This is a genomic window from Actinosynnema sp. NPDC049800 (assembly GCF_040656635.1).
Taxonomy (GTDB): Bacteria; Actinomycetota; Actinomycetes; order Mycobacteriales; family Pseudonocardiaceae; genus Actinosynnema.
The window spans coordinates 126,339-146,723 of sequence record NZ_JBFAMT010000009.1 but is presented as its reverse complement, the minus strand read 5'-3'; the positions used below and the strand labels follow the sequence as shown (position 1 = coordinate 146,723).

Here is a 20,385-nt window from a genome sequence, read left to right as displayed (position 1 = left end):
GGGAAGCGTTCTCGCTGGTCTCGACCGGGATGCGCGTCCCGCGAAGTGGGATGGCAACTGTTGACGGCCACCCGCTGTGACGGCCAGTTGACGGTGATCAGACACGGTATCCCTACACTGGCCCGCGGCATGGGCGTATGACGAGACTGAGGCGGACATGACCAGCGGCAAGAAGACGAAGGCCGCGCGCTCCAGCGTTGCGGCGGCGCGCTCCTCGGTGGTGGCCAAGAAGCCGAAGCCGTGGGGGACCATCATCGCGGTGGTGGCCGTGCTGGCCCTGGCCGGCACCGTGTTCGGTTACGCGTACAGCCAGATCGCGGACCGCAACGCGAAGGAGCAGGCGCTCGCCAAGTGGAACCCGACCGAGGAGAACAAGGACCCCTCGGACCAGATCGCCGGCGTGGTCAAGGTCGAGTACGAGGCCAGCAAGCACGTCGACGCCACGCAGCGGGTCGCCTACGACCAGTCACCGCCGTTCGGCGGTCCGCACGACAACGTGTGGGCCGACTGCACCGGCACGGTGTACGACAAGGCCGTCCGCAACGAGAACATGGTCCACCCGCTCGAGCACGGCGCGGTGTGGATCGCGTACAACCCGGACCAGATCACCGGTGAGGCGCTGGACAAGCTGAAGGCGCGGGCCGAGGGCCAGCCGTTCACCATGCTGTCGCCGTACCCCGGCCTGGACAAGCCGATCTCGCTGCAGTCGTGGGGCCACCAGCTGAAGCTGGAGAGCGCCGACGACGAGCGGATCGACCAGTTCATCCAGTCGCTGCGGCGCAACCAGTACACCTACCCCGAGGTCGGCGCCACGTGCGACGCGACCCAGTTCGACGTGACCAACCCGCCGCCGTTCGTGGCGGAGGCGCCCGGTCCCGACGCGGTCCCGATGTCCGGTGGCACCGCGGACAGCACCGAGCCGACCGGCGACCCGTCGGCCCCGCCCGCGTCCGACGCCCCCGCGGCCACCACGACCGCGAGCAGCTGACCTGTGGCAGGCGTCGGGCAGGAGGACGAGGCACCCCCGTCACGCGGGGTGACCGCGACCAGGACGATCGTCGTGACCGTCGCGGTCGTCGCCGTCCTCCTGCTCGGCGCCGCCATCGGCCTGCTGATCAAGCTGCCGGGCGCGGACACCAGTTCGACGCCCGCGCGCGACTCGGTCGACGTGGGGTTCACCCAGGACATGTCGACCCACCACCTGCAAGGCGTGACGATGGCCAACATCGCGCGCGAGAAGACGGCGGACCCCGCCGTCCGGCAGCTCGCCTTCGACATCGCCTCGACCCAGTTGGAGCAGGTCGGGCGGATGAAGGGCTGGCTGTTCCTCTGGGGCTACCCCGAGCAGTCGGTCGACGGCAGGCACATGTGGTGGATGACCTCCGGCACGCACGGCCACGACGCGCCCGGCTCGGGCTCGGGCTCCGGTGACGCCGAGCGGATGCCCGGCATGGCGTCGTCCGAGGAGATCACCAAGCTGCGCTCGCTGACCGGCGTCGAGTTCGACGTGTACTTCCTGCAGCTGATGCTGCGGCACCACAAGGGCGGCGCCCCGATGGCCGAGTACGCCGCCACGCGCGCCGGGCAGTCGGTCGTGCGGACGCTCGCGGACAACATGCTCAAGTCGCAGACGGCCGAGAGCACGTACATGCAACAGCTGATCACCGAACGCGGCGCCGCTCCCCTGCCGAGCTGACCTCACCCAGCCGACGCCGCTCGGCCGCCCCACCTGGCCGGCCCCCTCTGGCCGACCCGGTCGCGTGATCGGCCGCGCACCGCCGGTAACAGTGCTCCCACCGCCCGACCGTCAGCTCGGCGGAGTTCCCCGCCGCCTCCAGCGGCAAGTGGCGCGAAGGGTCCTTCACGTTCACCGCGAACCAGGCCGGCGCGACGGCGTTCGAGTACACGGTCGACGGCGTCACCACCACCGTCCCGATCGGCCCGGACGGCACCGCGACGATCCGCTGGACGTCCACCCACACCGAGGACCAGCAGCTGCGGGTGGTCAGCCGCACCGCGGCGGGCGTGAAGTCGACCCACACCGACCACCGGTTCCGGATCACGCCCGAACGGGTCGCCCGCGCGGACGTGCCGGAGCGGAAGACCCCGTCGCACCGCCGATGAGCCCTCGGCACAGCAGGACCCGCTGACGGCGGGTGGGTCGCCCGGCGCCGGGCGACCCACCCGCCGTTTCGCGTCACCCGACTGGGGCTACCCGCCGGTAGTAGCGTGGTAGGCCCAGTCCGCGAGGTCGCGTCGACCGTTCCAGGCGACCGAGCCGCCGTCTGCGGAGCAGCGGCAATCCGACACGGAGGTCAGCGATGACCGCAGTGGATCCCGATCGGCACGTCGACGAGCGCACCGCCCGCAAGGTGGCCGAACAGGCCCGCGAGACCCGGTGGCGGCACCCCAGCTTCGGCCGCGAGCTCTTCCTCGGCCACTTCCGCCTCGACCTGATCCACCCCCACCCCAGCGGCTCGGCCGAGGACCGCGAGCGCGGCGAGACGTTCCTCACCGCCCTGCGCGAGTTCTGCGAGCACTCCGTGGACGGCGCGGAGATCGAGCGCGACGCGCTCATCCCCGACCACGTGCTGACCGGCCTCAAGCAGCTCGGCGCGTTCGGCATGAAGATCAAGCGCGAGTACGGCGGCCTCGGCCTGTCCCAGGTCTACTACAACCGGGCGTTGATGATGGTCGGCTCGGTCAGCCCGGCGCTGGGCGCGATGCTGTCCGCGCACCAGTCCATCGGCGTGCCGCAGCCGCTGGCGATGTTCGGCACGGACGAGCAGAAGCGGGAGTACCTGCCCCGCTGCGCGACCGGTGAGATCAGCGCGTTCCTGCTCACCGAGCCGGACGTGGGCAGCGACCCGGCCCGCCTGGGCACCACGGCCACGCCCACCGACGACGGCTACGTGCTCGACGGCGTGAAGCTGTGGACGACCAACGGCGTGGTGGCCGACCTGCTGGTGGTGATGGCGCACGTGCCGGACAAGGGCATCAGCGCGTTCGTGGTCGAGGGCGACTCGCCCGGCATCACGGTGGAGAACCGCAACCGGTTCATGGGCCTGCGCGGCCTGGAGAACGGCGTCACCCGGTTCCACCAGGTCCACGTGCCCAGGGCCAACCTGATCGGCAAGGAGGGCGCGGGCCTGAAGATCGCGCTCACCACGCTCAACACCGGCCGGCTGTCGTTGCCCGCCCTGTGCGCGGGCGCGGCGAAGTGGAGCCTGAAGATCGCCCGCGAGTGGTCGGCGCACCGCGTGCAGTGGGGCCGGCCGATCGGCGAGCACGAGGCCATCGCGGGCAAGATCGCCTACATCGCGGCCACCGCCTACGCGCTGGAGGCCGTGCTCGACCTGTCCAGCGAGCTGGCCGACGCGGGCGGGCACGACATCCGCATCGAGGCGGCGCTGGCGAAGCTCTACGGCTCGGAGATGGCCTGGCTGGTCGCGGACGAGCTGGTGCAGCTGCGCGGCGGGCGCGGCTACGAGACCGCGGCGTCCCTGGCCGCCCGCGGCGAACGCGGCGTGCCCGCCGAGCAGATGCTGCGGGACCTGCGGATCAACCGGATCTTCGAGGGCTCGACCGAGATCATGCACCTGCTCATCGCCCGGGAGGCGGTGGACGCGCACCTCGCCGTCGCCGGTGACTTCATCGACCCCGAGGCCGACGCCAAGCGCAAGGCGCAGGCGCTGGCCAAGGCGGGCGGCTTCTACGCGAAGTGGCTGCCGACGCTGGTGGTCGGCAAGGGCCAGGTGCCGCGCGCCTACGCCGAGTTCGGGCCGCTGGCCGGGCACCTGCGGTTCGTCGAGCGGTCCAGCCGCAAGCTGGCCAGGCAGACGTTCTACGCGATGTCGCGCTGGCAGGGCCGGCTGGAGCGCAAGCAGCGGTTCCTGGCGCGGATCGTGGACATCGGCGCGGAGCTGTTCGCCATCAGCGCGGCGTGCGTGAAGGCGGCGGCGGACGGCGACCGGGCGGTCCGGCTGGCGGACGCGTTCGCCGCGCAGGCGCGGGTGCGGGTGGACGAGCTGTTCGACCGGTTGTGGCGCAACTCCGACGACTCGGACGCGAGGCTGGCCCGGCACGTGCTGGACGGCCGGTTCACGTGGCTCGAGGAAGGGGTGCTGGACCCGTCCGGCCCGGGGCCGTGGATCGCGGACTCGACGCACCGGGCGTCCACCGCGGAGAACGTCCACCGCACGACGTAGTTAGTACACGGGGCAGGTGTTTGCGGGCGCGGCACCTGCCCCGTGGCACGGTCGAAAGGGGACCACGTCCCCCGTACTCCCCTTTCGACTCCCCTAACTACAGCGGAAGGAACAACACCCTCCAGGAGGAGGTTCCTGTCACGCTACGTCGTTACTGGCGAGTTGAGACCTACAACTTTCGAGTGAATCAGCAGGTGAGAGTCACTCGACTACTCTCAGAGAGTCACGCTGCCTCGCCGGTCGAACACGAGCTCGCGCGCCGACCGCAACCCGATCGCGATGGCGCCGCTGAGCACCGCGCCGTCACCCAGCTCGCCCGCCACGATCCGCGGCGCGAGCGGCGTCATCCGCCGCAGCGCGGCCTCCATCGGCTCCTGCAGCAGGTCGGTGTTGCTGCCGATGCCGCCGCCGAGCACCACCAGCTCGGGGTCGACCACCGCCACCACCGACGCCACCACGAACGCCAGCCGCTCCGCCTCGTCGCGCACCGCGAGCAGCGCCCGTTCGTCACCGGCCTTCGCCGCCGCGAACACCTCCCGCGCCGACCGCGCCGCCAGACCGCGCTGCTTCGCCAGCGCCACCACGGATTCCGCCGCCGCGGCGGCCTCGACCTGGCCGCGCTGCCGTCCGTCCTCTTCGGACTGACCGGTGTACGGCAGGTAGCCGACCTCGCCCGCCGCGCCGTGCGCGCCGCGGAACAACCGGCCGTCCACCACGATCCCCATCCCTATCCCGGTGCCCACGGTGACGCACACGAACACGTCGACGTCGCGCGCCACCCCGTAGGCCTGCTCGCCGACGGCGGCGAGGTTCGCGTCGTTCTCCACGACCAGGCCCGCGCCGAGCGCGGCCTCCAGGTCGTCCAGCAGGCCCGGTCGTTCCCAGCCGGGAAGGTTCGGCGCGTGGTGCAGGGTCCGGTCGCGCGGGTCGGGCACGCCGGGCGTGCCGACGACCTTCACCACCAGGTCGGCCGGCGTCAGCCCGGCGTCGGACACCGTGCGCTCGGCCAGCTCCCGCACCGTGCGGACCAGGGCCGTCGCCGAGCGGCACCGGTTGCGCTCGTCGGACCGCGCGATCACCGAACCGGCCAGGTCCGCCACCGCCACCCGGATCCGCTGCCTGCCGATGTCGACGCCGAGCACGTGGCCCGCCGCGGGGTTCGGCTCGTAGACCACGGCCGACCGGCCCGGTCCCGCCGACGTGCGGCCGATGGGGCGCACCAGGCCGTGCTGCTCCAGGTCGAGCAGCGCCTGGCCGATGGTCGGCTTCGACAGGCCGGTGTCCTTGGCGAGCTGCGGCCTCGTCGCCGGACCGCCCTCCCGCAGGCGGTCGAGCACCGCGCGCTGGTTGAGCACGCGCATCCCCGCGGGGGTGCCCACCTGGGGCGAGTTCGGGGCCGTCACGGTGAGTGAGTGTAGATCGGGTGGAGCAGCACCCGGACAGGCTTGCGGACAAGTTGCGCGGCCACTCTTGACAACGATGTCAGCTGGCCCTTTGCTTCGCTAAAGATCGGGTCGGTACGGCGAAGGGCGTGCGCAATGGGGCACATGCGGGGCAGGAGATCGCTGGTGGTCGTCTCGACCATCGCACTGGCGCTGGGGAGCGTGGGAGGCTGGAGCTCCGCGACCGCCGCACCGGGGGAGCCAACCGTGAGCGAGACGCTCTTCGCCACGTCGTTCGAGGACGGGCAGCCGCAGCCGACCTGGACGAGCACCGTGGAGACCGGCCCGGACGGCACGCCGAAGACGTCGGGCGTCGACGGCTCGGACTCCACCGGCATCCCCGGCAACGTCACCGACCGCGTGGTCGACGTCGTGGCCAACTCCGAGAACTCCGGCGCCGGCGAGGTGGCGGCCAACCTGGTCGACGCCAACGTGGCCTCGAAGTGGCTCACCTTCACGCCGACCGGCTGGGCGCGGTTCACCTTCAACGAGCCCGTCGCGGTCAAGCGCTACGCGATGTCCTCGGCCAACGACGCGCCCGAGCGCGACCCGAAGGACTGGACGCTGCGCGGCTCCCACGACGGCACGACGTGGACGCCGGTCGACGCGCGCACCGGCGAGGCGTTCGCCGAGCGGTTCCAGACCAAGGTCTACGACCTCGCCAACACCGAGGCGTTCAAGCACTACCAGCTCGACATCTCCGCGACCGCGGGCGGCGTGAACCTCATCCAGCTGGCCGAGGTGCAGTTCTCCGACGGCTCCACCACCCCGCCGGCGAAGAACATGCGCACCACCGTGGGCAAGGGGGCCAACGGCGGGTACAACGCCAAGGCGGGCGCCGGGTTCACCGGCGTGAAGGCGTTGCGCTACCAGGGCACGCACGTCGCCGAGGGCCGCGGCTACTCCTACAACAAGGTCTTCGACGTCGACATCCCGGTCACGTCGACCACCGAGCTGTCGTACCTGATCTTCCCGTCGTTCACCACGGACGACCTGAACTACCCGGCCACGTTCGTGTCGATCGACCTCGCGTTCGCCGACGGCACCTACCTCAGCGACCTCGGTGCGCGCGACCAGCACGGCTTCGAGCTGTCACCGCGCGGCCAGGGCGCGGCGAAGTCGCTGTACACCAACCAGTGGAACCGGATCGCCTCGGTCATCGGCGCGGTGGCCGCGGGCAAGACGATCAAGCGGATCCTGGTGGCGTACGACAACCCGAAGGGACCGGCCGGTTTCAACGGCTGGGTCGACGACGTCCAGGTGAAGTCCGCGCCGGTCGTGGTCGAACGGCCGCGCCCGTCGGACTGGGTGCTGACCAACCGCGGCACGAACTCCAGCGGCTCGTTCTCGCGGGGCAACAACTTCCCGGCCACCGCGGTGCCGCACGGCTTCAACTTCTGGTCGCCCATGACCAACGCGGGCTCGATCAGCTGGCTGTACGAGTACGCGAAGAACAACAACCGGGACAACCTGCCGACGTTGCAGGCGTTCACCGCGAGCCACGAGCCCAGCCCGTGGATGGGTGACCGGCAGACGTTCCAGGTGATGCCGACCGCGGGCACGCCGACCGTCGACCGGGCGGTGCGCGCGCTGCCGTTCAAGCACGAGAACGAGGTCGCCAAGGCGCACTACTACGGCGTGCGGTTCGAGAACGGGATGCGCACCGAGATCGCGCCGACCGACCACGCCGCGCTGTTCCGCTTCACGTTCGTGGACGACACCTCGAACCTGGTGTTCGACAACGTCAACAACAGCGGCGGGCTCACCCTCGACCCGGCGTCCGGCGTGGTGACCGGCTTCTCCGACGTCAAGAGCGGCCTGTCGACCGGCGCGACGCGGCTGTTCGTGTACGGCGTGGTGGACAAGCCGGTGAAGTCGAGCGGTCGGCTGACCGGCGCGGGCCGCGACGACGTGGCGGGCTTCTTCCAGTTCGACACCTCCGGCGACAAGACCGTGACGATGAAGATCGCCACGTCGTTGCTGGGCGTCGACCAGGCGAAGCGCAACCTGGAGCTGGAGGTGTCCGCCTCGGACACGTTCGACTCGGTGCGCGACCGGGCGCAGCAGGCCTGGGACCGGGTGCTGGGCATGGTCGAGGTGGAAGGCGCCTCGGAGGACCAGCTGACCACGCTGTACTCCAACCTCTACCGGCTCTACCTCTACCCGAACTCGGGCTTCGAGAACACCGGCACCGCCGACGCGCCCGAGTACCAGTACGCGTCGCCCGTGCAGCCCGCCGGGCCGTCCACGCCCACCAAGACCGGCGCGAAGGTCGTGGACGGCAAGGTCTACGTCAACAACGGGTTCTGGGACACCTACCGGACCACGTGGCCCGCGTACAGCCTGCTGACGCCCGGCAAGGCGGCCGAGCTGGCCGACGGGTTCGTGCAGCAGTACCGCGACGGCGGCTGGATCTCGCGCTGGTCCTCGCCCGGCTACGCGAACCTGATGACCGGCACGAGCTCCGACGTGGCGTTCGCGGACGCGTTCGTGAAGGGCGTCGACCTGCCCGACGCCAAGGCGGCCTACGAGGCGGCGGTGAAGAACGCGACGGTCGCGCCGCCGAACGCTGGCGTCGGCCGCAAGGGCCTGGACACCTCGATCTTCACCGGCTACACGTCCACCGCCACCGGCGAGGGCATGTCGTGGGCGATCGAGGGCTACGTCAACGACTACGGCATCGCGAACATGGCGAAGGCGCTGCACGAGAAGACCGGCGAGGCGCAGTACCTGGCGTCCTACGAGTACTTCTCGAACCGGGCGCAGAACTACATCCACATGTTCGACCCGTCGACGGGCTTCTTCCAGGGCCGCAACCCCGACGGCACGTGGCGCGTGCCCACCGACGAGTACGACCCGCGCGAGTGGGGCCACGACTACACCGAGACCGACGGCTGGAACATGGCGTTCTCGGTGCCGCACGACGGGCAGGGCCTGGCCAACCTGTACGGCGGCCGCGACGGGCTGGCGAAGAAGCTCGACGAGTTCTTCGCCACGCCGGAGACGGCGAAGTTCCCCGGCTCGTACGGCGGCGTGATCCACGAGATGACCGAGGCGCGCGACGTGCGGATGGGGCAGCTGGGCCACTCCAACCAGGTCTCGCACCACATCACGTACATGTACGACTACGCCGGTCAGCCGTGGAAGACGCAGGAGAAGGTGCGCGAGATCCTGTCCCGGCTCTACCTGGGCAGCGAGATCGGCCAGGGCTACCCCGGCGACGAGGACAACGGCGAGCAGTCGGCGTGGTGGCTGTTCAGCGCGATGGGCTTCTACCCGCTGCAGATGGGCAACGCGACCTACGCGATCGGGTCGCCGCTGTTCAAGAAGATGACCGTGCACCTGGACAACGGGCACTCGCTCGTGATCAACGCGCCGGCCAACTCCGCGAAGAACATCTACGTGCAGTCGTTGAAGGTCAACGGGAAGACGTGGGACAAGGCGTACCTGCCGCACGCGGAGATCGCGAACGGTGGCGTGCTGGACTTCGACATGGGCTCGTCGCCGTCGCGGTGGGCCACGGGTCCGGACGCCGCGCCGCCGTCGTTGACCACGGGTTCCGCGCCGCCTGCTCCGCTGCGGGACGTGACGCTGTCGGGGACGGTGACCGGGGCGCCCGCGTCGTTGGTGGACAACACCTCGCAGACCTCCGGCGCGCTGTCGTGGTTGCAGGTGGACCTGCCGTCGAAGAAGGAAGACGCGACGTTCTACACGTTGACGTCGGGCAAGGCCGCCGGCGACCCGACCTCGTGGGTGCTGAAGGGCTCGTACGACGGGACGAACTGGACCACCGTGGACGAGCGGTCCGGTGAGGCGTTCGCGTGGCGGCAGCAGACGCGGGCGTTCAAGATCGCCCGACCGGGTCACTACCAGCACTACCGGCTGGAGTTCCCGGGCTCGGTGACGGTGGCGGAGTTCGAGCTGCTGGCCAAGCCGTTCGTGACGTGCTCGAAGTCGGTGACCGGTGAGCACGCCGGGGCGTTGCGCGTGGAGTCGGGCGTGACGTGCGTGGACGGCGCCACCGTGACCGGTCCGGTGACGGTGGCGGCGGGCGCGTCGCTGTACGTGTTCGGCGGGAAGGTCGAGGGTCCGGTGAACGCCACCGGCGCGGCGGCGGTCGTGCTGGTGGAGACCTCGGTCGGCGGACCGGTGAACGTGACCGGCGCGACCGGCCCGGTGTCACTGGAACGGGTGTCCGTCGGCGGGCCCGTGCGGCTGGTGGACAACAAGGGCGGCACGGTCGTCGCCGGCAACACCGTCGGCGGGCCGCTGTCGTGCACCGGGAGCACCCCCGAACCGGTGAACAACGGATGGGTGAACTCGGCGAGCGGGCCCAAGACGGGTCAGTGCGCCGAGTTGTAGGTCCTTCAGGGTCACCAGGAGATTTCGCGGCACCTGCGCGCGGAATCTCCTGGTTCGACCTGGAGCGTGGCGTGCTCGATGTGGTACCGCTCGGCCAGCAGCGCCTGCGCGGCGCGCAGCACGTCGGCCGGGTCCACGTGGTCGCGGGTGGTGAGGTGCGCGGAGGCGACCTCCATGCCCGACGTGAGCGTCCAGACGTGCAGGTCGTGCGCCTCGGCCACGCCGGGCAGGCGGCTCAGGTCGGCCTGCATCTCGGCGACGTCCAGGCGTTCGGGCGCGTGCTGGAAGAGGATCCGCAGCGCGCTCGCGGCCAGCTTGTACGTGCGCGGGAGGACGAAGAGGCCGATCGCGACACCCATGATCGGGTCGGCGTAGCGCCAGCCGAAGACCAGGGTGACGACGCCGCTGACGAGCACGCCGACCGACCCGATGAGGTCGGCCAGGACTTCCAGGTACGCGCCGCGCACGTTGATGCTGTCCTTCGCGCCCTGGCGGAGCAGGAAGAACGAGACGACGTTGGCCGCGAGGCCCGCGGTGGCGGCCAGCACGACGGGCAGGCCGGGCACCTCGGGCGGGTTGCCGAACCGCCCCACGGCTTCGTACACCACGTAACCGGCCACGCCGAACAGCAGCACGGCGTTGGCCAGCGCGGCCAGCACCTCGGCCCGGTAGAGGCCGAACGTGCGGCTGCCGCCCGTTCGCGCGCGGCGGGCCAGCATGATGGCGGCCAGCGCCATGCCGACGCCCAGGACGTCGGTGAGCATGTGGGCCGCGTCGGAGATCAGGGCCAGCGAGCCGGTGGCGATGCCGACGACGAACTCCAGCACCATGAACGCCGCGCCGATGCCGAAGGCGATCCACAGCCGGCCGAGGTGCTTGGCGCTCCCCGACGACACACCGTGGCCGTGTCCGTGACCCATGAGCGGAACATATAGTCACATGCGCATGAGTGCAACTCGACTGTCAGGGGCGCCACAACCGGCCCAGGGCGCGGACCAGGTCGGGTGCGATGCGGTTGCCCAGGTGCGCCGCCTTCGCCTCCATGGTGACGGGTACCACCGCTTTGTGGTGGTCCACCACCTTGAGGACTTCGGCCGCCACCTTCTCCGGCCCGAAGCCGCGCCGCCGGTAGGCCTTCGTCGCTTTCCGGCGCTGTTCGTCCTGCTCGGCCGGGGTCGCGCCGGCGAACGTGAACGTCCGGGTGATGTCGGTGTCGACGATGCCGGGGCAGATCGCGGTGACGGTGACGCCGTGCTCGCGCAGCTCGGCGTCCAGGCACTGGGCGAGCATCAGGACGGCGGCCTTCGTGGTCGAGTAGGCCGACAGGGCGGCGGTCGGGAAGTAGCCCGCCGCGGACGCCGTGACGACGAGGTTGCCGCCTTCGCCCCGGTCGACCATGCGCGGCGCGAAGGCCCGCAGCGTGTGCACGACGCCCCAGAGGTTGACGTCCACGACCCGCCGCCAGTCCTCCTCCGACGTGCGGAGGAACGACCCGGCCAGCCCGATGCCGGCGTTCGCCATCACCACGTCGGGCACGCCGTGCCGTGCCTCGATTTCCGCCGCCACCGCCGTCATCGCGGTCGAATCGGCTACGTCGACCCGGTACGCGTGCCCACCGACCAGCTCGGCCGTCTCCCGCGCCTTCTCGTCGTCGACGTCGAGCACGACCACCTCGGCGCCCTGGTGGGCGAAGGCCACCGCCGTGGCCCTGCCGATCCCGCTACCGGCACCCGTGATGACCACCAGCCGCTTCCGCCGCTTGCCGTCGATGGCGTCCTCGATGTGCCGTGCGACCAGCTCCGGGTGCGTCCGCGGCGCCCAGTGCCCGGCGCGGATCCGGCTCCGGGTGAGCTCCTCGACCCAGGGCTCCGCCGCCTCCAGGTGCTCCCGCCTCACGTACGGGTCCTCGGTCAACTCGATCTGGTGAACCCGCACGGTGACCTTCGCCGGCTGCCGCCCCTGCCCCACGTTGGCCCGGTACATCCCCAGCCCGTTGACCAGCTCCCGCCGCCCCGCCCGCAACCACTTCCGGACCGCCGGCACCCGCCACACCAGCTCCGCCGCACCGGGCACCTTGAACCCCGCGATGTACCAGGACTTCCCCAACACCTTCGCCACCGTGACCGGCCGCAAGCGATTGCGCCTGACCCAGTCGCCGAGGTGCCCCAGGTCCGGCCCGGAAATGCTGGTGAACGAGAGGAACAAGTCGGGCCGAGCCGCCACCGCCGCCCACCCCTGCAACGACCCCCAGTCGTGCCCGACCAGGTGAACCGGCCCACCTACCGCCCCCACCACCGCCACGAGGTCCGCGACCAACCGCTCCAGCCGGTACCCCTGACTCCCACCCCCGACCGGCGCCCCCGACCCACCGGTCCCCCTCACGTCGTACCGAACCACCCGGAACCGCTCCCCCAGCCTCTCCGCCACCCCCTCCCAGACCTCTGACGTGTCCGGGAACCCGTGCACCAACACCACGGGAACCGCCCCACCCACCCCACCCTCGACCACCCGAATCGCCAGGTCATCCCCCTGCACCACCCGCTCACCCCACGTCTGCACAACCCAAGAGGGTAGGGGGTGAAACCCGCCGGCGGACGTGCGCTAAGCTTCCACCCGTAGCTGCGGCCCCCGTAGCTCAGGGGATAGAGCACCGCCCTCCGGAGGCGGGTGCGCAGGTTCGAATCCTGCCGGGGGCACCAAAGTAGTCACATTCAAACCTTCGACCCTCTGAACAGGGATCGAAGCAAGATCCAGAAGACCCCCAGCGGCGCCCAACGCCCTGGGGGTCTTCTCGTTGAGATCATCGCCCTCTTCGCCGTCGTTCAAGTCATCTGCCAGCGCAGATGCTGGCGACAGCCTTGCTCGCCCTCGCTCCAGGACCTCGCCTCCAAGCAGCACGTCGAACGGCTCCGCCAACGTGCCCCGCACCCCTCCGTCGTCGATGTACAGGTGCGTGAAGAACGCCTGGTTGAACAGCCGACGCAAGAACGGACCAGCCGCCCTATAGGCAGCGTGACAGTCACGGGCCAAGTCCAGAGCAGCAGTCAGGTTCGCCTCGATCCGGTCGAACTCCGCGGCCGCCCCAGCCAGGCGTTGCTCGATGCCAGCCAGCTGCTCGCTGATGCGCTGCTGCTCCCCCGCGATCAGGTCCATCGGGATCGCGCCGGTGTAAATCGCTTCGACCAGCTTCTCTCGTCGTGCCATCAAGGCGGATCGCTCCCCAGACAGGTGCTTGCGCTCCTGCTCAGCTTCACTGCGATGCGAGGCCAGCTCGGACCGAAGCCCTGCCTCTACGGCGTCGCGCAGTGCGGGATCCAGACCCACCGTCGCCCAGTAGTCCTCGACCAGCTTCTCGATCTTCGCTACCAGCAGCGCCTTGCGAGTACAGGTAGTGCGCTTCTGGTGCCGACCGAGACATATGAAGTACGGGTAGGTCATGCCGTGGCGGTTCTTGGCGTTCGTGATGATCAGCCTGCTGCCGCAGTCACCGCAGAAGACACTGGACTTAAGGTAGTGGCGGTGGTCGCGCTGCTTCTCGCCGACCAAGTGCGCAGCCAGAACATCTTGGACCTTCTGCCAGGTGACCGGGTCGACCAGGGGCTGATGCCTGCCGGGATGCCGAACACCTCGGTAGACGACCTCTCCCCTGTAGTACGGGTTGGTCAGGATCGAGTGCAGCACGTTCGGCCGTACCGGCCGCGCCGGGTACTTCGGCGTGCGACGCGTACGCAAGCCTCGAGTCTCGAGCTCGTCGGCAAGCGTCCGCAGCGTCCAGTCGCCGGAGGCGAACGCGACGAAGGCCCAGGCGATCAGCTCAGCGCGTTCCGGGTCAATCTCGACGGTGCGCTCCTCGCGCCCTTCGGGCGTGAACCGGCCGACGTTGCGGTAGCCGAGCGGAGCCTTGCCAGGCGTGCCGCCGGTCTTGGCCTTCTGGCTCATGCCCTTGTGCACCTCGGTGGCGAGGTTGCGCGAGTAGAACTCCGCGATCGAGGACATGATGCCGTGTAGCAGCATGCCTGACGGCGTCTCGTCGATGTTCTCGGTAGCCGACACGAGCGCGGCGCCCGACTTCTTGATCGCCATCGTGATCTCGACGTCGTCTGCGCGGTTCCGGGCGAGGCGGTCGACCTTGTGCACCAACACGTAGTCCACCCGGTTCGAAGCCAGGTAGCGCAGCATGCGCTGCAGGTTCGGCCGGTCAGCAGACTTGGCGGACTCCCCCGCGTCGACGAACTCCTCGATGATGACGGCATCGAGGCTCTCCGCCTTGCGCCGGAGCGCGTCACGTTGTGCGGGGATCGAGAAGCCCTCCGCCTGCCCGCCTTTCTCGGCTTGCTCCTTCGTGGACACACGAAGGTACGCGATCGCGGTCGCCAAGGAGCCAGGGTCGACGGTGCGCGCCATGGCTAATTCCGTTCCTGATCGCCGGGGTCCGGGCTGCCGCGTTCAACGATGCCCATGGACAGGGCGCGCAGCTCCTGCTGGCGGATAAACCGCTCAGCTACCTCCACCCCGGTCATCGTGATGACCTCGGCCCCGCAAGCGTGTATGCGGCCGATAACCTCCTCCAGCTGCCTCATGTCACGTGCCAGTCGTGCGTAGTCCCACACCACCACGGCTTGAATGTGGCACTGGACTTCGAGGTCGCCGAGCAGCTGCTGGAGAGCAGGCTGCCGATCGAGGTGTGCCGGTCGCCCCACATCGACGTACTCCCGCACGACGGCCAGCCCGTGCTTGTTGGCGATGCGTTGACACGTCTCGCGCTGCAGCGCGACAGCAGCGGCGTCATCGGGATGCGCGGAGCCCAGGCGTAGGTACATGACAGCGCGCCTCCTGCTAACTACTTCGTCGGCCATACCAAGCCCCCTTCCATTATTTCTCTTTATCGCAGTTTTTACCGGCATATTTACCTTTTCCGATCATACCTCTGATTTACTAGAATTCCAGTCCAATTTTTCGTAACCGGAAATTGCCGCATTTCTCCGCGACAGACACGTGGAACGATCGCAATGCAAGCACTCGACATGGAGCATCACTTCAAAAAGACGTATAGCCGTCCTTCGAGAAATACGATGTTCCACGTTTCGCGAGCGGCCATCGACAACCGCCCGTAGTCCAACGTGATGAAGTCGGCGAAGTCCCAGCGACTCGCGACCTCTCTGACCGCCTCCATGCAGGTTCGGGCGTCTGTCAGCTCGTCGACCAACGCCGCCATCGAGTCGAAGCTGCCGACGTAGCAGTCCTGGAAGCCCTTGAGGAGGTCCGGCTGGTCGATGGCAACGGTCGGCAGCCGCAGGTACGCCCTGAAAGCAGCACCGTGCTGCTGGAGCGCCTCGCCGACCCGATCAAGCAGTGGCTCGGACTGTGCGGCGTCCACCTCAGCCGAAGCTGTGTCGGCTGGCGAACTTCGAGCTTCGATGTAGCGGGTGAGCCAGCCGACCCAGGTACGTACTTCGTGCTGCTCCGGCGTCTGGCTGTAGATCAGGGCCAACTCACGACTCAGTTGCTGTGGGTCGAGGCGGCCTGTGGCCGCAAAGTGATGCAGCGCCGTTGGTCCTTCCGAGTACTCGTTGGCCAGCACCCGGGCGATGGGTCGGGCGCCCCAGTCCGGCAGCGCGCCACGTGCCTCGGCTTCGAATAGCGCATCACCGATGACGTCAGCGAGGTCCTCGTCCGTATCCACGGCACCGGTGAGGTCGATCTCGCCAGGGCTAAGCCGCTCCCGCTCGGGGATGCCATGGTCGTTGTCGTCAGGGTTGTGCGGTAGTCGTTCTATGGGATACCTCCTTTCGTCGTTAGTCATCGCTGGCCTCACCAGGCGTCGCGTGCCCACGGGTGATGAGCGCGGAGAACTCCGCCGTCGTGATGATTCGAAACAGCGCGGGCTGGATGGCCTTGTCTCCAGCGAAGGCGGTCTCCAATGCCGCACGCCGGACAGCATTAGGCACCACCCAGACCACAGCCGGAAAGAGACCGTGCTTCGCCTGGTGGGCACCTGTCCGGGCGTACCGCTGGTAGACCTTGGCCTTGCGCACGACGACTGGTGGATGCTCTGTCGCCAGATCGGCCTCGAACCACCAGTGGTCTTCGTAGTCACCGCTCGCCGTGACGGCGTAGAGGTCGGGTTTCAGCCACTCGACCGTGCCGTGTTCCCCGATGAACGAGCGCCAGCAGGACGGCTCGGTATCGACGGTGAGGACTTCCACAGCCTGCTGGGCCTGCAACTCGTACAAGCCGATCGCCAAGTCGGCCACGGCAAGTGTGTGAGCGGTGAAAGCCGGTGACGGTTCGACGTAGCGGCGACGGTGCTTCTCGCCGTGCATGGTGCGCTGCAACCGCTCCCCCGCGGCGCCGAGTTGCCAGGTGATGCCCGACGACCCGGCACGTACACCTCCGATGCGCCGTCCCAGCCGGGCGACCAGATTGTGAGCTTCGAGCCGACCGAGCACCCGCATGACAGCGGTGGCGGCTGCACCAAGACTGGCGTGGCCGGAGGCGAAGTGAAGCCTGCGAACCTGTGCAGTGGTGAGTAGCCGGAAGGAACGCAGCGACGCCAGGATCGCGAGATCGCGCTCCGAGAGATGCTGTAACAGGCTGGTCGTCGTACTTGGGCTCATGACCAGCCTCCTGGCGCGCGTCCGGGGCAGCCGTCCGGGACGGCACCGTGACCCCCGGATCGGGGGTCAGTCCCATCCGGGATAGGGCAACATAGCGACTTTGAGCTGCGAAAACGCAGCGCCAAGGTCGTCGCGGATACATGGGCGGACAGACGGCTGAACCAAGACCCGCCGCTAGCCACATCAGCTCTCGAAGTCACCTCGAACAAGCTCATCGCTGCCTCCGCTTTCGGCCGATGGGCTCAAACACACCGGACGACACAGCGGTAGAGGCATCGGCCTGTGCCTTACTGGTGTCGGTGCTGGTCTGTTCCGAGCTGTCTGGTGCGTAGTTGGCGCGCGTAGCGGCCCGCACTTGATCCGGATCGCGGGTCGCCGGAGGCGGTGGCAGCGTCCGCACCAAGGCCCAACCGGAGGGATGCCCGTCTGCAACGAGGTTGGCGTACGCGTGGAAACGGGGCAGGGCGAGGAAGTCCTCCGGGTCGAGGTCGCGTGCGAGCTTGGCCGCTTCGCGGGCGTCCTCGTGCTCGGTAGCGAAGATGATCTTGGATCGCGCGTTCATGTCCACGGCGGTCCGAAGCGCAGGCGGGAACTGCGCGCGGAACTGTGCAGCCAGGAACCACCCGACCGAGAGCGACCTCGATACCGCGAGTGCGTCGGCGAGCGAGAGCGGCAGGTTCAGGAAGCGGGGTGCCTCGTCGACGTACACCACGCCGGGACGCTTCTGGGCGTCAGGTTCATCGGCTCTCTCTTGGGTGGCCTGCCACAGATCGGCGACGATCAGGCTGCCAAGGAGCGACGCCGTGCCCGGACCGATGATGCCTTCGTTGAGCGGTACCAACACGACCTTGTTCTGCTGGAACGTATCCCGCAGCCGGAACCGGCCTCCGTGTTGGCCCAGCATCCGGATGAGCGCAGGCCGTAGTAGAAACTGGCGCAGCTTGTTCAGCGGTGCAGCGATGGCCGCCGCCTGGGCCGCCGTGGACTGACCGTCGTACCAGGCCCAGAACCCTGCTAGTGCTACGTCGTTTTGGAGGCGTCCCACCTGTTGGCGACGGAAGACCGGATCGGTCAGCAGTGTCGGCAGGTCGAGCAGCGTTGCCGGGCGCTTGGCGGTGCTGGCGCGGGCGAGCGTACGCAAGCTGGCGCTGAAAATGTCAGCCGTGCGTGGCCCCCAGCCGTCGCTGAACACCGCTTCGAAGACGGCCAGGATGCCGTCGACCACCACATCTGGGTCGCGGCCCGTGACGTCGAGCGGGTTGAAGCCGATGGGCACCTCGTCCGCCGCGTTAAGTTCAACAACGTCGTCCAAGCGGTGCTGGGGAATGCGCGCCAAGATGTCGTCGATGAGCTGGCGCTTGGGATCGAGTACGGCGACCGGTCGACCGCCATCAACGTCGGCGAGGATGAGGTGCAGGAGGGCGTTGGACTTGCCCGAGCCGCTCGGACCGAACGTGACCCCGTGGTACGTCTGGTCCTGTGCGCTGATGCCGAGTTGTCGGCTATCGCCTGGTGCGGCGCTCTCGGCGAACACCCGAGGACCGGTGTGGACGGACGTGGCGGCGCGAAGCGCCTTCGGATGAGCCGCGGGCAAGCCAGGAAGGTTGCCATCTCCCAGCGGCCAGCCGAGCAGGCCCACCAACTCGCTGACCGCGAGGTGCAGCGGCCAGTGCCAAGGAAGCTTAACGTTGTTGATCGCCTTCGCCTGCAGCCGCACCAAGTCGATGCGGACGCCAGGTGACTGGGCGGTCGCGATGGCGCTCAAGGCGCTCGTGATGAACCGCCGCGTCCTGTCGATGTCGGCGCTGGCAGCACCCAGACGCACCACCGCGGCGAAGCCACCGTGAGCCAGGCGCTCTCGCATCCGAGCGCGGAGTTCGGTACTGGCGGGCCGGTCGCCCTCCAAAAGCGCGCGCAGAAAAGAGCGCCCTGGTGCGGGCGCGTTGGCGGGAACGATGCGGGGAGCATGGCGCGGTCCGAGTGCTACCTGCACCACAAGGTGGTCCTCCGGATGCTTCGCAGCGGCGAGCGCCGAGAGCAGGGCTCGCGTGGTGCCTTCCGGCCGGTCGCTCAGCAGCGGCAGTCCTGGCGGCATGATGCGAAGCTCGGCAGCTACGTCGACCGCGCGGCGTGGGGTGGTGGTCCCGATGCTGGGCGAGGTTAGGACAGTTCCGGGGATGAGATCGCCGAGCAACCGCCGCACAACGTGGACATCGGTTGCTCGGCAGCCGATCAGGTAGCGGATGCCTGCACCATCGGCGCGGACTTCCAGCACAAGCCGCATACCCGTACGGTCAGCGGCCAAGCCCTCGAGGAAGCGAACGACGACGCCGAGGTCTAAGGGCCTCGGCAAGTGCAGGCCCGAGAAGACGATGTCGGCAGCCTTACCCATCGACTGCTCCCTCGCCACGCCCCGTGGGCCGCTCGTCGACGCTCCCTGTTTCCTGGACGTGCTCGGTTTGGGCCTGCTTCTCCAGGTCGGCCATCACCAAGCCGAGCAGCGCCTTGCTGAGCTTCTCAATGTCCACCGGCTCACGCCGGATACCGCGTACGGTGTAGCGACGATCGACGCCCCATAGACGACGGGACTGGCGGTGGTTCTTTTTCTTGACCATCTTGGACGGACCTCCTTTCGTTACACGACGAGCCGGAATGTTGCCGGAAACGCAACAGATAATTTCCGGATCAACTTATGACCGATATTTGCCGGCTCGTCAACTATGATTGTTAATTCCACAACGCTCTGCCCCTGCGGAGTGAAGCAGTCACCAGCGCGATCGCCGCCAGCGGATGAAGGCCGTGACGGCCCAGGTAAACACTGCGAGCACTGCACCACCGACAAGCCACGGCACGATGGGCTTCAAGTAGACGACCGCGAGGTGCAAGGCGATCACCGAGCCGAGCGCCAGCAGGCTGGCCCGGAACAGCCGCTCGACGGGACGGGGTGCCTTCTCGTCACCCACGGCCGTCCACCTCGCTGCGGTAGCTCGGTACGGGGTAGCCGGGGATGGAGATGTCCGACTCGATCTCGTTGCCCCACACCGCCCAGTCCGCATTGGACGGTGGTCGCCTGCGGGCGAACAGCTCCAGGTACGGGCCGTCCGAGATGCGTTCGATGACGGCGTACTGCTCCTCGGGCTTTCGCGAGTGCTCCTGCACTGGCGCATTGATCCACGTCGGCTGACTGCGGAAGTTCACCGGCGCGCGGCCCCTCGTGGCGAACAGCAGGTGCTCGGTGGAGTTACGCAGGTACTTCCCCAGACCCATCCGGAACTTGATCCACGTGAGTGGGCTGCGCACGGTGAAACCCCACGCCTCGGCAACGTCGTAGCCCTCGCGGAGCGTGGCGTTGGTGACCCACAACCAGAGGTGCGCATCCGGTGCCGCCAGGTCTCCAACCGGCATGACCTTGATGTCCTTCAGGCTCATGAGGTTGTAGTGGCGGGCGGCACCGCGTTCGCCTTGCTGTTGGATATCCCACGGCGGGTCCGCCAGGACGGTACGGAACCGCCCGGAAGGGCTAGGGGGCCTGCTGCTGTTTTGGTTCACGTATGAGACTCCTTTCTATTTGACCGAGCGACTGCTGGGGTGCGTGTTCGACACTGGATCTAGATATGTGACATCCACGCCAAGGGGGGAACCGTCGGTTCGCTCGAACCGTCGCCCGAAGCATCGAGCGAACCGACGACCGCCTGCCGCTGTTCTCTCCCGTTTTTGGGCAGCGTGCATCGCTCAGCGAATTGCGTTGTGGAATGA

General features: G+C 68.6%; 15 protein-coding genes, 1 tRNA gene and 1 pseudogene. 5 read left to right on the top strand and 12 right to left on the bottom strand.

Translation table 11 applies throughout. From position 1 onward, the window contains the following. Positions 1–157: 157 nt before the first annotated feature. Positions 158–988, top strand: coding sequence for a thioredoxin-like domain-containing protein (locus AB0I91_RS13945; RefSeq protein WP_498775178.1), 831 nt, complete (start codon positions 158–160; stop codon positions 986–988). 3 nt (positions 989–991) lie between these two features. Further along, entirely contained in the window at positions 992–1,696 is a 705-nt protein-coding gene (locus tag AB0I91_RS13940) for a DUF305 domain-containing protein (RefSeq protein ID WP_498775181.1), read from the top strand. Here AB0I91_RS13940 and AB0I91_RS13935 read toward each other — a convergent pair. Next, positions 1,662–2,063, bottom strand: a complete 402-nt coding sequence (locus AB0I91_RS13935; protein ID WP_499637050.1) for a hypothetical protein — start codon at positions 2,061–2,063, stop codon at positions 1,662–1,664. The two genes, AB0I91_RS13940 and AB0I91_RS13935, sit on opposite strands and share 35 nt — an antisense overlap. Positions 2,064–2,321: 258 nt before the next feature. Between AB0I91_RS13935 and AB0I91_RS13930 the strand changes: the two genes are divergently transcribed. Further along, on the top strand, positions 2,322–4,208 hold the full coding sequence (locus tag AB0I91_RS13930; RefSeq protein WP_499637048.1) for an acyl-CoA dehydrogenase family protein: 1,887 nt from the start codon (positions 2,322–2,324) through the stop codon (positions 4,206–4,208). A 215-nt stretch (positions 4,209–4,423) separates the two neighbouring features. Here AB0I91_RS13930 and AB0I91_RS13925 read toward each other — a convergent pair whose 3' ends face one another. Continuing rightward, positions 4,424–5,569, bottom strand: a complete 1,146-nt coding sequence (locus AB0I91_RS13925) for an ROK family transcriptional regulator (protein WP_498775221.1) — start codon at positions 5,567–5,569, stop codon at positions 4,424–4,426. A 177-nt stretch (positions 5,570–5,746) separates the two neighbouring features. Here AB0I91_RS13925 and AB0I91_RS13920 point away from each other — a divergent pair, with 177 nt between their 5' ends. Then, complete coding sequence (locus tag AB0I91_RS13920) at positions 5,747–10,012, top strand: GH92 family glycosyl hydrolase (protein ID WP_499637046.1); 4,266 nt, start codon at positions 5,747–5,749, stop codon at positions 10,010–10,012. An 11-nt stretch (positions 10,013–10,023) separates the two neighbouring features. Here AB0I91_RS13920 and AB0I91_RS13915 read toward each other — a convergent pair whose 3' ends face one another. Both AB0I91_RS13915 and AB0I91_RS13910 read right to left on the bottom strand, forming a co-directional pair. Further along, entirely contained in the window at positions 10,024–10,932 is a 909-nt protein-coding gene (locus AB0I91_RS13915; RefSeq protein WP_498775189.1) for a cation diffusion facilitator family transporter, read from the bottom strand. A 43-nt stretch (positions 10,933–10,975) separates the two neighbouring features. Next, on the bottom strand, positions 10,976–12,571 hold the full coding sequence (locus AB0I91_RS13910; RefSeq protein WP_499637044.1) for an SDR family NAD(P)-dependent oxidoreductase: 1,596 nt from the start codon (positions 12,569–12,571) through the stop codon (positions 10,976–10,978). Positions 12,572–12,636: 65 nt separating this feature from the next. On the opposite strand from AB0I91_RS13910, the gene AB0I91_RS13905 reads away from it, so the two are divergent. Further along, positions 12,637–12,711: transfer RNA gene (locus AB0I91_RS13905), tRNA-Arg, on the top strand. 691 nt (positions 12,712–13,402) lie between these two features. Here the strand turns inward: AB0I91_RS13905 and AB0I91_RS13900 are convergent. From AB0I91_RS13900 to AB0I91_RS13865, 8 genes and pseudogenes are all read right to left on the bottom strand, one after another. Further along, positions 13,403–14,416: pseudogene (locus AB0I91_RS13900) on the bottom strand (recombinase family protein); the annotation flags it as partial. Between the two features lie 2 nt (positions 14,417–14,418). Then, a complete protein-coding gene (locus AB0I91_RS13895) occupies positions 14,419–14,832 on the bottom strand; it encodes a recombinase family protein (protein ID WP_499637042.1) in 414 nt (137 codons plus the stop codon). Positions 14,833–15,044: 212 nt separating this feature from the next. Next, on the bottom strand, positions 15,045–15,815 hold the full coding sequence (locus AB0I91_RS13890) for a hypothetical protein (RefSeq protein ID WP_499637040.1): 771 nt from the start codon (positions 15,813–15,815) through the stop codon (positions 15,045–15,047). After that, positions 15,808–16,629: a replication-relaxation family protein gene (locus AB0I91_RS13885; protein ID WP_499637038.1), complete on the bottom strand. Its 822-nt coding sequence runs from the start codon at positions 16,627–16,629 to the stop codon at positions 15,808–15,810. The genes AB0I91_RS13890 and AB0I91_RS13885 overlap by 8 nt, the downstream gene beginning before the upstream one ends. A gap of 211 nt (positions 16,630–16,840) precedes the next feature. Beyond that, positions 16,841–19,021, bottom strand: a complete 2,181-nt coding sequence (locus AB0I91_RS13880) for a type IV secretory system conjugative DNA transfer family protein (RefSeq protein ID WP_499637036.1) — start codon at positions 19,019–19,021, stop codon at positions 16,841–16,843. After that, entirely contained in the window at positions 19,014–19,244 is a 231-nt protein-coding gene (locus AB0I91_RS13875) for a hypothetical protein (RefSeq protein WP_499637034.1), read from the bottom strand. The genes AB0I91_RS13880 and AB0I91_RS13875 overlap by 8 nt, the downstream gene beginning before the upstream one ends. A gap of 150 nt (positions 19,245–19,394) precedes the next feature. Then, positions 19,395–19,592 carry a hypothetical protein gene (locus AB0I91_RS13870; RefSeq protein ID WP_499637032.1) on the bottom strand — a complete coding sequence of 66 codons (198 nt, stop codon included), beginning with the start codon at positions 19,590–19,592 and terminating at the stop codon, positions 19,395–19,397. Next, complete coding sequence (locus AB0I91_RS13865) at positions 19,585–20,178, bottom strand: MT-A70 family methyltransferase (RefSeq protein ID WP_499637030.1); 594 nt, start codon at positions 20,176–20,178, stop codon at positions 19,585–19,587. Before AB0I91_RS13865 ends, AB0I91_RS13870 begins: the two co-directional genes overlap by 8 nt. Between the last annotated feature and the right edge of the window lie 207 nt (positions 20,179–20,385).